Source organism: Streptomyces sp. NPDC037271 (genome assembly GCF_055603605.1).
This window is the reverse complement of record NZ_JBVJVN010000012.1, coordinates 164,527-176,443: the sequence shown is the minus strand read 5'-3', so window position 1 is coordinate 176,443 and position 11,917 is coordinate 164,527. Positions and strand designations below refer to the sequence as shown.

7 protein-coding genes are annotated in these 11,917 nt (G+C 75.7%); 1 reads left to right on the top strand and 6 read right to left on the bottom strand.

Going from position 1 to position 11,917, the window contains the following annotated elements; all coding sequences use genetic code 11:
- Positions 1-415: 415 nt before the first annotated feature.
- The 3 genes from ACZ7G3_RS21770 to ACZ7G3_RS21760 all read right to left on the bottom strand — a co-directional run bounded on the left by ACZ7G3_RS21770 (position 416) and on the right by ACZ7G3_RS21760 (position 4,035).
- Positions 416-2,494 (bottom strand): ATP-binding protein, encoded by a 2,079-nt coding sequence (locus ACZ7G3_RS21770; RefSeq protein ID WP_470927637.1) that lies wholly within the window; start codon positions 2,492-2,494, stop codon positions 416-418.
- Positions 2,491-3,168 (bottom strand): Pvc16 family protein, encoded by a 678-nt coding sequence (locus ACZ7G3_RS21765; RefSeq protein ID WP_426596847.1) that lies wholly within the window; start codon positions 3,166-3,168, stop codon positions 2,491-2,493. Before ACZ7G3_RS21765 ends, ACZ7G3_RS21770 begins: the two co-directional genes overlap by 4 nt.
- A gap of 183 nt (positions 3,169-3,351) precedes the next feature.
- Positions 3,352-4,035, bottom strand: a complete 684-nt coding sequence (locus tag ACZ7G3_RS21760; RefSeq protein WP_470927635.1) for a helix-turn-helix transcriptional regulator — start codon at positions 4,033-4,035, stop codon at positions 3,352-3,354.
- A 387-nt stretch (positions 4,036-4,422) separates the two neighbouring features.
- On the opposite strand from ACZ7G3_RS21760, the gene ACZ7G3_RS21755 reads away from it, so the two are divergent.
- A complete protein-coding gene (locus ACZ7G3_RS21755) occupies positions 4,423-7,788 on the top strand; it encodes an AAA family ATPase (RefSeq protein ID WP_470927633.1) in 3,366 nt (1,121 codons plus the stop codon).
- Between the two features lie 106 nt (positions 7,789-7,894).
- Here the strand turns inward: ACZ7G3_RS21755 and ACZ7G3_RS21750 are convergent, their stop codons facing one another.
- From ACZ7G3_RS21750 to ACZ7G3_RS21740, 3 genes are all read right to left on the bottom strand, one after another.
- Positions 7,895-8,776, bottom strand: a complete 882-nt coding sequence (locus ACZ7G3_RS21750; protein ID WP_470927631.1) for an aminoglycoside phosphotransferase family protein — start codon at positions 8,774-8,776, stop codon at positions 7,895-7,897.
- A 160-nt stretch (positions 8,777-8,936) separates the two neighbouring features.
- Positions 8,937-10,442 carry an MFS transporter gene (locus tag ACZ7G3_RS21745; protein WP_426596843.1) on the bottom strand — a complete coding sequence of 502 codons (1,506 nt, stop codon included), beginning with the start codon at positions 10,440-10,442 and terminating at the stop codon, positions 8,937-8,939.
- Between the two features lie 203 nt (positions 10,443-10,645).
- The gene (locus ACZ7G3_RS21740; protein WP_470927629.1) at positions 10,646-11,824 is read right to left on the bottom strand and encodes an NAD(P)-binding protein; all 1,179 of its coding nucleotides are present in this window, start codon (positions 11,822-11,824) and stop codon (positions 10,646-10,648) included.
- Positions 11,825-11,917: the final 93 nt, after the last annotated feature.

Sequence of the window (11,917 nt, the reverse complement as noted above, 5' to 3'; positions counted from 1 at the left end):
TTGAAAAGAGGGCCACCCCCCAAACACCACCCACCCCCCCCCCCCCCCCCCCCCCCTCGCGGGGCAGGGCCGGGCGGCGGCGTATTCCCTCCCGGTGACGGTCGCGGGGCGGCTCTGTCGACCTGTCCGGTCACGAGCCGCGCCCCGGGGAGTCCGCGACGGCGCGCTTCGGGCGGTCGGTCACGCCGTGGCGTGATCTGGTGGACTTCCTGCCGCCGCGGACGCCGGATCCTGCCGTACGAAGTCGTACGTCGTACGGAGATGACGGCGTCGTCGATCGCCGGGAGGGACACCGGGGGCGTCTGCAGCCCGAGGCCGCCCGAGGACCGCCCGGCGCATGCCTGACGCCCGCCCGGGCCCCTCCAGGGAGCGTGCCGCGCCGGAAGGGCGATCCCGTCGAAGGGCCCGGAGGCCGCTACCAGACCGCCTCGCCCGGCACCAGCCGGCCGGCCTTGCGGTACTCGCGGCGGGCGCCCTCCAGGAGGTCCTCCGCCGTCACCAGGTCCCCGCGTCCGGCGGCGAGGTAGGCGGCGGTGACCACCGCGCTGCGGATCGAACCGCCGGCCAGCTCGAACTCCTGGGCCAGCGGGGCCGGGTCGATGCCCTCGGCGGACGGCACGTGCGACAGACCGTGCCGCCACAGCGCCAGACGCTGACCGGCGTCCGGGAACGGGAAGTCGACCACCAGGTCCAGGCGCCGGGTGAACGCCTCGTCGATGTTGGCCCGCAGGTTGGTGGTGAGCAGGGCGATGCCGTCGAAGGACTCCAGGCGCTGGAGCAGGTAGGCGCTCTCCATGTTGGCGTACTTGTCGTGCGCGTCCTTGACCTCGGAGCGCTTGCCGAAGACGGCGTCGGCCTCGTCGAAGAGGAGCACCGCGTCGGTGCGGTCGGCCTCCGTGAAGATCCGTTCGAGGTTCTTCTCGGTCTCGCCGACGTACTTGTCCACGACCGACGACAGCTGGACCACGTAGAGGTCGAGGCCCAGGTCGGCCGCGACCACCTCCGCCGACAGGGTCTTGCCGGTGCCCGACTCGCCGGCGAACAGGCCGAGGACGCCCCGGCCGCGGCCGCCGCCCGCGCTGAGCCGCCACTCGCCGAGGACGCGGTCGCGGTGGCGGGCGCGCAGGGCGAGTTCGTGCAGCTGGACGAGGGGCTTCTCGGGCAGGACCAGGTCCCCCCAGTCCACGGCGGGACGGATCCGCCGGGCATGGCTTTCCAGGCCGGAGGCCGACTGCCGGCGTGCCGCGAGCCGGATGTGGTCGGCGGTGACCGGGGTGCCGTCGAAGGCGGCGAGGGTGCGGGCGGCGTGCGCGGCCCGTTGGATGCGGTCACCGCCGAGCCGGTACGGGGCGACGGCGCCGGCCAGGTCGAAGCCGTCGGCGTCCGGTCCCAGCGCGGCCTGCCAGGCGGCCGCGCCGCCCGCCAGGCGGCCCGGCGCGTCCAGGACCAGCGGGTCGGTCGGGGACCAGTGCGGGTCGTACGGGCGGGGGTCGGTGAGCAGGACGGTCACGTCCGTCGCCGCGGTCAGCGCCCGCACCAGCGGGCCCGGCTTCTCGGGCAGCCCCGACACCACGACGGCCCGGCCGGTGAGGCGTGCCTCGCGCAGCAGCTCGGGGACGTGGTCCCCGGGCCCGGAGCAGCGCAGGGCGTCGACGCCCGCGGCGTCCAGGACGGAGGCGAGGACGGCCAGGCCGTCGCCCTCGCGCGGTTCGCGCAGGTAGGCGGTGAGCGGGCCGTCGTGCAGACGGGCGGCGAGGCGGCGTACGAAGTCGTCGGCGCCGGGGGCGGGCAGCGGGTCCGGCATCGGCCGCAGCAGGTCGAGGAGGGCGGCGTCGGGGCTGTCGTCGCCGAGCAGATGGCCGATCAGCCGGTCCGGGACCCGCAGCGAACGGGTGAGGAAGGGACGGTCGAGCTCCTCCACGTCCAGCAGCCCGAGGGCGCGCAGCGGTGCCGAGGGGTGGAACCGGGCGCGGGCCGCCGCCAGGTGCGGGGGCACCCCGCACAGGTCGAGGGCGAGGCCCACGGTGGCGCGACGGCGGCTCACGTCGTCGTTGAGGTAGCCGTAGAGCGGCTCGAAGGTGCGGTCGATGTCGGGGGCGAGGGCGATGAGCAGGAGCGCGGTGTCCAGCTCGGTCAGCCGCGTCCGCCCGGCCAGCCACGCCAGCCGGTCACCCGGGCCGGCCGGCCCGTGCGCCGGGGCGACGCCGAGGGGGCCGAGCGCCTCAGGGGTCTCGGGGGCGTCGCCGGACGGCCAGGCGCGCAGCAGGTGGTGTACGGCCTCGTCGGACAGGTACAGGCCGCGCAGCGGGTCGTCGGCCGTCGGGTCGGCGGCGGAGCGGTGCCCGACCAGCGCGGCCACCTGCTCCCGCAGTGCGGCGAGGCGGGCGAGCAGTACGTGGGCGGGGTCGCCGTGCGGGTCGGGTGCGGGGCCGCCGTGCGGGTCGGGCGCGGGGGCACCGGTGGCGGCCGGCGTCTGCGCGGAGGGGGCGTTCACCGCTTGTCCGTACGGCGGTCCGCCGCTTCCTCGCGGGCGGTCCGGGCCGCCGCCACCTGGTGGGGCCGGTGGGAGCGCCCTTCCGTCGTCGGCGGGTCGCCGTCCAGACCGCCCAGCCGGACCGTCGCGCCCTCGGTGACCGGGGGCCCGGCGTCGTACTCCGGGAAGGCCGGGAAGGGCGCGGTCACCACCAGGTCCAGAGACGGCTTCAGCTCGCCGCCCAGGGCGGACCAGATCTCGGCGAGCGAGCGGGACTCCGTCTGGATGCCGGCCACGGTCAGCGGCACCGACAGGCCCAGCGCCCCCAGGGAGCCGGGGAGTTCGCCGGGGGCCAGGATCTCGCGGGGCAGCAGGGTCGCCAGCACGGCCGACAGCAGCCGGTGTTCGTCCTGCGGGGTCTTCGTCCAGGCCGTCACCAGGTACGACAGCCGGAACCAGCGCGGCGGCTGACGGCGCCGGACCACGATGTCCCGCTCGTCGCGCACCGCCATCTGGCCGCGGTGGCGCCGGCCGACGTCCTCACGGATGTCGTACAAGTAGGTGTTGATCACGGGCGCGTTGCGCCGGGCCGCCCAGTCGCGGGTGGGTGCCTCGAAGGCCACGTCGATGCCCGAGCCCGTCAACGCCCCGCCGCCCAGGAGGCTCTTGAGGACCTCGTCCACCTCGTGGATCACGCTCGTGCTCCCGCCCTGCCCGCACCTCTGTACCGCCGGCCCGCCCTCGGCCGACGCCTGTCACCTATCGTGTCCCGATCGTGCCCCGGGTGACGTCCCGCCCGCAGGCGCGCCGGGGACGACGGCCGGGCAGGCCGCCCTGCCCGTAGGGCCCCAAGGGGCCGACTTCGAATGCCCTTTCGGTCAGATGTAGCCTTCCCTCAGGGCATAGGCCACGGCGTGTGCGCGGTTGCGCAGGTGGAGCCGTGTGGTGAGTCCGTGCATGACGTTCTTGACGGTACGTTCGGAGTAGGACAGCTTGCCCGCGATCTCTCCGGTGTCGAGACCCTCGGCGACCAGGCGCAGGACGTCCACCTCGCGGGGCGCGAGCCCCAGCGAGGGGGCGCCGGGCCGTCCCGCCGAGCCCCGGTGCAGCGTGCCCACCTGGCTGATGAGCCGGCCGAGCAGGTCGGCGGGCAGGTCGCCGTCGCCGCGGGACGCGGCGAGCACCGCCTGCACCAGCCGGTGGGCGGTGGCCTCGTGGCGCCAGACGATGGCGCCGACACCGCACTCGACGACGTCCAGGAGTTCACTCTCGCGGATCGCGCCGACCACGAGGACGGCGCGCGCGCCCTCGCTGCGCACGATCCGGCGCAGCCGGGTGAGCGCCGTCTCGTCGAGGGCGTCCTCGATGAGCAGGGCCACGGTGCCGGGGCCGGACTCCTCGCGCAGGTCGATCTCCGGGTGCCGGCGCAACTGGCTGATCGCGCCCTCGCGGCTGATCGGGTCCGGAGCGGACACCGCCACCGGGACGCGTCGGTCGGTGATGCCGACGGCGGTGCCGGTGCCGATGGTGGTTGTGGTGGTGGCCCGGGGTGAGTTGAGCAACCGTTTCCCCCCTGTTCACGAGCCCGCCGTCCGGCGCGGGCCGGTAGCGGATGAGCGTGTTCCACACTTCTGTGACTGCTGGGACCGCGCAATCGTGGAGCACCACGAGGCACACCACGAGACCAGCGCACCGACCGTTGCGAACGGGCTCGCGGTCGGACGTTTCAGCAGGTCAGGAGGGTTTCGCGCAATGGCGCGCGGGTCCGTGGCGCCGGGCGGGGGCGACCGTGAGCCTCGCCACAGCCACGGTGTCGGCCACGATCGCGGCCGCGGTCACAGCCCGGCCCCGGAGACATCGTTGCCACGCGTGGGCCACTTCACACCACTCGCGCGCGCATTCGTACGTCTCACAGACCGGGGGAGCACCATCCACCACAGGAGGCACCGATGACCGGACCGCTCCGCGAACGCGACGCCGCCCACACGCTGTTGGCGGCCGAGACCGAGCGCGCACGCACCGGCACCGGCGGTCTCGTCCTGGTCCGCGGCGCCACCGGCACCGGCCGGACCGCCGTACTGGAGGCCGCCACCCGGCACGCCGAGGACCGCGGCCTGCGGGTGCTGAGCGCACGCTGCTCGCCCGAGGACACCGGGGTCGCCTTCGCCACGGTCCTCCAGCTCCTCGGCCCGGTACCGGAGTTCACGGACCTGGCACCCGGTGGCGACGACCGCGGCAGCGCGGCCCGGCTGTGGCGGCTGCTGCGCTCGTACGCGGACGAGGGCCCGTTGCTGGTGGCCGTGGACGACGTCCACCTGGCCGACGACGCCTCACGGCGCTGGCTGGTCGAGGCGGCCCGGCGCGTCGACCGATTACCGGTACTGCTGGTGGTCACCGAGCGCAGCCAGTACGACATCGCCCCGCGGCCCGCCGGACTGACCCAGGCTCTTTCCCCGTCCCTCGTGCGCACCCACACCCTCGCCCCGCTCAGCGACGCCGCGGCGGCCGGCCTGGTCCGGGCCGTCTTCCCCACGGCCGGACCGCGCTGGACGGCTCAGTGCGTGCGGGCCGGCGCCGGCAGTCCGCTGCTGCTGCACGCCCTGCTCGACGACCTCCGCGGCATCCCGCGGGGGGACGGCGACGTGCCCGGAGGTGCTCCGCCCCTGCCCGCCACCAGCGCCGCGCTGTACCCCGGGACGTACCCGGCGGCCGTCTCCTGGTGGCTGAACAGCGCCGGGCCCGCGACGGCCGACGTGGCCCGGTGCCTCGCGGCACTGGAACAGGCGTGGCCGCAGGACGAGGACGGCGACCCGGCCGACGACCCCGCGGACCTGCCGGGCGGACGCGGGGAGCTCTGGCATGCCCGCGTATCGCCCGGCGCGCGGCCGCCCCGCGCTGCCGCGGCACCCGAGGACGCGCGGACCGCGTCGTACGGGCAGGACGCGTGGACCGGGCCGTATGCCCAGGACGCGTGGACCGGGCCGTATGCCCAGGACGCGCTGCCTGCTCCGGACGGCCAGGACACGCGGCGTACGCCGTACGTCCCGGGCGCACGGCACGCGCGGGGCGCGGGGAGCGACCAGTACGGGTGGGCCGAGCACGGCCTGTACGCGGAGGCGGAGTCCGTGGGGCAGCACGGCCAGGGCGCTCCGCGTGCCGAGCACGGCCTGTATGCGGAGGCGGAGTCCGTGGGGCAGCACGATCAGGGCGCTCCGCGTGCCGAGCACGGCCTGTATGCGGAGGCGGAGTCCGTGGGGCAGCACGGCCAGGGCACCCCGCGTGCCGAGCACGGCCTGTATGCGGAGGGCGGCCCGTACGCGCGGCCCGCCGCCCGGGGCCGTGCGGCGGCGGAGGCGGGGGCCGGTGACCCGACCGACCTGCTCGCCGAGGCGGCCGGCGCCGACCCCGCGCGGGTCGCCGGGTGGCTCGCCGCCATGACCCGGCTGGGCCTGCTGCGCCCCGACGCCGCCGGCCGCCCCCGCTACGCGCATCCGCTGCTGCGCGACGCCGTGCTCACCGGCTGGCCCCGGCCCAGCCGGGAGGCGGCGCACCGGGCGGCGGCGGAGGCCATGGTGCGCCGGGGCGACCGGGTCGAGGCGGTCGCCCGGCATCTGCTGCGGACGCCGGCGGTCGGCCTGCCCTGGGCGCTGCGCGTCCTGCGCGACGCGGTCACGGTCGCCGTGCACGACGCCCGGCCCGACGACGCCGTCGGCTATCTGCGCCGGGCCCTGGACGAGCCGCTGCCGGACGGCCTGCGCCAGCGGCTGCTGACCGAACTGGGCTCCCTGGAGTACGCGTCGGCCGACGCCCCGGCGGCCATCGCGCGCCTCGCCGAGGCCCAGCACCTGCCGGCCGATCCCCGCAACCGGGTGCGTACGGCCGTCGCCCTCGGCACCGCCCTGGCGGGGCGCGGTGAGATCCGTACGGCCATGGAGGTGCTGCGCCGCACGGAGGACCGGCTGTCCGGCCACCCCGGTCTGGCCCGCACCGTGCAGGCCGCCGGTGCGCTGCTGTCCGACGTGGACCTGGCGACCCGGCAGGAGGTGTACCGGTGGCTGTGCGAGACCGGTGAGCACTCCCCGGAACTGCTGGGCACCGCCGGGCAGGCGCTGCTCGTGCGGTACGCGGCGACGGCCGCGCTGATCTCGGCCGAGGAGGCGATGACCCGGGTACGGGCCCTGCTGGCGCAGCCCACCGACCCGCTCGCCGAACCCTTCCTGCTGGGCACGGCCGCCGCGGTCGCCCAGTGGGCCGACGAACTCGACGAGGCGGACCGGCTCGTCGAGCGCGGCCTGGCCGGCCAGCACCCCGCTCTGCTCCACCCGATGCAGCACGCGCTCCTCAACACCCGTGCCGACATCGCCGCGGCCCGCGGCGACCACGCCCGGCTGCTCGCCGCCGACGCCGCCGCGGCGGGCCCGGCACGGTCCCGCACCGGGCCCACCAACCGGGACGCCCACGTCCTGATGGCCCTCGTCCACACCGGCCGCGACGACGAGGCCGCGCGGCTCGCGAACGCCTTCGACCTGCGCCGGGCGCCGGAGGGCTGGGAACTGAACCGCTTCCTGTACGCGCGGGGCGTACAGCGGGCCGCCGCCGGCGACCCGGCGGGCGCGCTCCACGACTTCCTGGAGTGCGGACGCCGGCAGACCGCCCGCGAGGTGGTCAGCCCGGTCGTCACCCCGTGGCGGACGGCGATCGTGGAGTGCCGGCTGGCGCTGGGCGGCGGTCGCGAGGCACTGGCGCTGGCGACGGAGGAACTGCGGCTGGCCCGGGTGTGGAACACCCCGCGCACGGTGGGCCGCGCCCTGCGCGTGCTGGGCACCGCGACCGGCGGGCGGCGCGGCCTGGAACTGGCCGAGGAGGCCGTACGCATCCTGCGGGACGCGCCCGCCGACACCGACATGGAGCTGATCCCGGCACTGCTCGACCAGGGCCGTCAGCTCACCGCCGCCGGGGAGCGCGGCCGCGCCCGCGACTGCCTGCGCGAGGCGGCGGAGCGGGCCGAACGCAAGGGCGCCCTGCGGCTGCTGGACATGGCAGGGCAGGCCCTGCGGGAGAGCGGCGCCCGGGGCCCGGCGACCGCCCGGGCCGGCTCCGGGGCACTGACCGGCAGCGAGCGCCGTATCGCCGAACTGGCGGCCGACGGCCGCACCAACACCGAGATCGCCGAGCTGCTGCACCTGGCCCGCCGCACCGTGGAGACCCACCTGACGAACGCCTACCGGAAGCTGCGGATACGGCGCAGGACCGAGCTGCCCGGCGCGCTGGGCCGGGGCCGGCTCCGGGACGCGCACCCCACGGTGCGGGACTGACGACCGGCTCGGCCCCGCGGACCACCACGGGGGATCCGCAGGGTCAGGAGGTGCGTGCGGGCAGGGCCGGTTCGGCGGGCCCGCGGCGAACCCGGTCACCGACAGCTCACGCCGTCCGCAGCAGCCGCCCGATCTCCAGCTGCTCGGGCTCCAGCGGGTCGCCGTCCTCGACGTTCCACAGGCAGTTCTGCAGGACGCGGCCGAGCGACCATGCGCGGGCCCGCTCGCGGTCCAGGCCGAGGACGCCGGTCATGGCGTCGAAACGCCACCGGGTCTCTGCCGGGTCGTAGCGGTTGTCGAGAGCCGGCAGCAGGTCGAAACCGGGGTCGCCGGCCAGTGGCTTGGGGTCGATGGCGAGCCAGGGGGCGCGGTCCGCGGCGAGGACGTTGTCGTAGTGCAGGTCCCAGTGCAGCAGCCGGTCGCCGGGCTCGTCGGCGACCTCGCGCACGGCGGCGGCGCAGTCGGCGACCAGGCGGCGGTCCCGCGGGTCCGCGATGCGCTCGAGGACCCGCGGCGTCCGCTCCAGCATGCCCCGCGCGATGTCACCGAGGCGGCGCACGCCCGGCGGCGCGGGGACCCGGGTGAGGTGGGCGAGCAGCCGGGCGATGACGAGGACGGCCTCGCGGGAGTCCTCGACGTGACTGAGCATGCGGGCCGCGTCCAGGCGCTCCAGGAGCATGGTGCCGGTGGCCGCGTCGTGGTCGAGCAGCCGTACCGCGCCGTCGCCGTCCCACAGCCGCAGGGCGACGGGCTCGCCCTCGGTCTCGGCGTCGAGGATCTGGAGTTTCAGCACGGCCGGTGTGCCGTCGCGGCGTACGACGGGCAGTACGAGGGCCGCCCAGCCGTGCATGGCGGGACCGTCGAGACGCAGCTCCCATCGGTCCAGGAAGCCGGCCGCCAGCGCGGGCAGCGCGTCGATGAAGGCGCGGCCCGCCTCTCCGTTGTACTTCGCCTGCGAGGCGGCGAGCGCGTCCGGAACGTCGATCATGCCGGCCGACGCTACCTGGAGCACGGCGGAGAAGGCACGCGGATATCGAGCCTTTGCGGCCTCGGCGGTAACGGCGTGCCCGGTGGCCTCGGCGGTGCCCACGACTCCCGCGTGGGCCTCCCGCGCGGGCCCCGCACAGGTCCCGCGAGGTGCGGGCCCCTCAGGCCACCGGCTCCGGCACCGGCCGGTCGTCGGCGGGGGCGTCGTGTTCCGGGGCCTTGGCCGTCACCATCAGGCCCGCGACGAGGCTCGCCAGCAGCATGACGCCGGCGGCCAGCCAGATGGCGACCGTGTAACCGTGCACGATGCCCTCCCGGACGACCGACTCCCGCCGCGACGGGTCGGTGAGGTGGGAGGCGACGTAGGACGCGCCGGCGCTGGTGGCGACGGTGTTGAGCAGCGCCGTGCCGATCGAGCCGCCCACCTGCTGCGCGGTGTTGACCGTCGCCGAGGTCACGCCGGAGTCCCGCGGGGCGACCCCGGCGGTGGCGGTGGAGAAGACCGGCATGAAGGTCAGGCCCATGCCGAGGCCCATCAGGATCAGCGCGGGCAGGAGGTCGGAGACGTACTCCGAGTCCACGGTCATCCGGGTGAGGACCACCATGCCGCCGGAGGCGAGGAGCATGCCGGGGACCATCAGCATGCGCGGGCCCACGCGGCGCAGCAGCCGGGCCGAGACCTGGGTGGAGCCGATGACGATCGTGGCGGTCATCGGCAGGAACGCCAGGCCGGTCCGCACGGGGGAGTAACCGAGGACGGTCTGGAGGTAGTAGGTCATGAACAGGAACATCCCGAACATGCCGATGACGGCCAGCATCATCGTCAGGAAGCAGCCGGCGCGGTTGCGGTCGCGGATGACGTGCAGCGGCAGCAGGGGGCTCGGGGCACGGGTCTGCCACCATACGAAGACCGCGAGGAGTACGACGCCCGCGGCGAGCAGCGCCGGTACCAGCGGGTCGGTCCAGCCGCGCGGCTGCGCCTCGCTGAAGCCGTACACGAGGGCGCCCAGGCCGCCGCAGCCGAGGACCGCGCCGGGGACGTCGAGGCGGGCGCCGGTGTGGCCGGGCCGGTCGCGGAGCAGGACCAGGGCGCCGATCACGGCGACGACGGCGATGGGGGTGTTGACGTACAGGCACCAGCGCCAGTTCAGGTACTCGGTGAGCACGCCGCCGACGATGAAACCGACGGCGGCGCCGCTGCCGGCCAGCGTGCCGTAGATGCCGAAGGCCTTCCCGCGTTCCTTCGGGTCGGTGAAGGCGGTCGCCAGCAGGGACAGCGCGGACGGCGCGAGGACGGCGGCGAACACGCCTTGGAGGGCGCGGGCGCCGAAGAGCATCGCCGGGGTGGTGGCGGCACCGCCGATCGCGGAGACGGCGGCGAAGCCGACCAGCCCGACGACGAAGGTGCGTCTGCGTCCGACCAGGTCCGCGACCCGGCCGCCGAGCAGCAGCAGCCCGCCGAACGCGAGGGTGTAGGCGGTGATCACCCACTGGCGGTTGGCGTCGGACATGCCCAGGTCGCGCTGCGCGGAGGGCAGCGCGAGGTTCACGATGGTCGCGTCGAGTACGACCATCAGCTGGGCCAGGGCGATCACCACCAGCGCCCACCAACGGCGGGGGTCGGCCTCCGCGGGCGCGGCCGGCCCACCTGTCCAGGTGCCACTCATCTGGCCAGAAGACCATGAATCGGGACGTACCGCATCCCGTTCCGTGAGCTGTCGTCACTTGCTGTCACGCCGCCGCCCGGACGGGCACGGATCCGGGCCGGCCGCCGGGGGGGGGGCGTTTCCGTCTCGCGAGGAACCCCCGCGGCTTCAGCCCTGCGGCTTCAGCCCTGCGGCTTCAGCCCCGTGGTTCAGTCCCGTGAACTTCAGCCCCTGGCTTTCAGCCCCGGGCCGTCGACGTCGAGCTCCCGCCGTCCGAGGGCCAGGGACACCGCCGTCAGGGCGCTGTTGAAGGAGACCTCCGACAGCAGGCCCGGCGCGGCGACCTGGTCACCGGCGAGGTAGACGCCGTCGCCGCGGTCGACGGCGGGCCGGTCGCGCCACGTGGTGCCGGGCCGGTCCACGGCTCCGGTACGGCCGTTCGCGACCGCCTCGCGCCGCCAGGTGAGGCGCTCGCGCCAGCCGGGGAAACCGAGGTCGAGCAGCTGCTCGGCACGGGCGGTGCCGTCGGCCTTCGACTCGTCGGGCGCGATGGGGATCTGTCCCTGGATCAGCTGCTCGCCCGCCGGTGCCAGGGTGCGGTCCTGCGCCGTGAACCGCTCGATCCAGCCCGGCGCGTCCAGGTCGGAGACCGCGAAGGCGTCACCGCGCCGGGTCCGTACGGCCAGGTCGACCAGGGTGGTGCGCCCGCTCGGCCAGGTCAGCGCGGGGTCGCCCAGCAGGCGGCGGGCGGCGTCCAGGGAGGTGGCGACGACGACCGGCGTGTCGGTCGGGACGGTGCCGACGCGGGAGAGCGTCTCCACCCGGACGCCGAGGTTCCAGGCCAGGGCGGCCATCCGGTCGACGACCTCGGACCAGCCGCCGCGCGGGTAGTGCGCCTCGGGCGGCAGCTTGGCGGCCCGGCGCAGGCGTTCCTGCACGAAGGCGGCGGACAGCGAGCCGGGGTCGTGGTGGAAGAGGGCGACGGCGCAGTAGTGGGCGGCGGCCCGGGCACCCTCCTCGCCCGCGATGCCGGCCGCCCAGGTCAGGAAGTCGGTGTCGACGGGTGCCGGCCCGACGCCCCGGCGCAGCAACTTGAGCATGGCGAGAGGCGGGGTGCGGCGCAGCACGCCCTTGTGGCGCAGCCGCAGCCGGGCCGCCTCCGGGGGCGGGAGCGGCGCGAGCGGACCGATCAGGTCGCGCTGTCGCAGCCATGCCCAGTGCGGGCCGCCGTTGTAGAGGGCGTGCGGGCCGTCGTTGGTCCGGTAGGGCCCGTCGGTGGTCCGGGCCCGTCCGCCGAGTGTGTGGTGGGCCTCGTGCACCGTGACCTCGGCGCCCGACTCGGCGGCGGTGATGGCCGCGGTGAGTCCGGCGAAACCGCCGCCGATGACGGTGATGCGTTGCATGGCTGGGTTCTCCCTCGGGTCGCAGTCGCCTGGCTGATGCCTGTCTGCGAGTACGACGCCCGGCGCGGCGCCGAATGTGACATGACGGCGGGA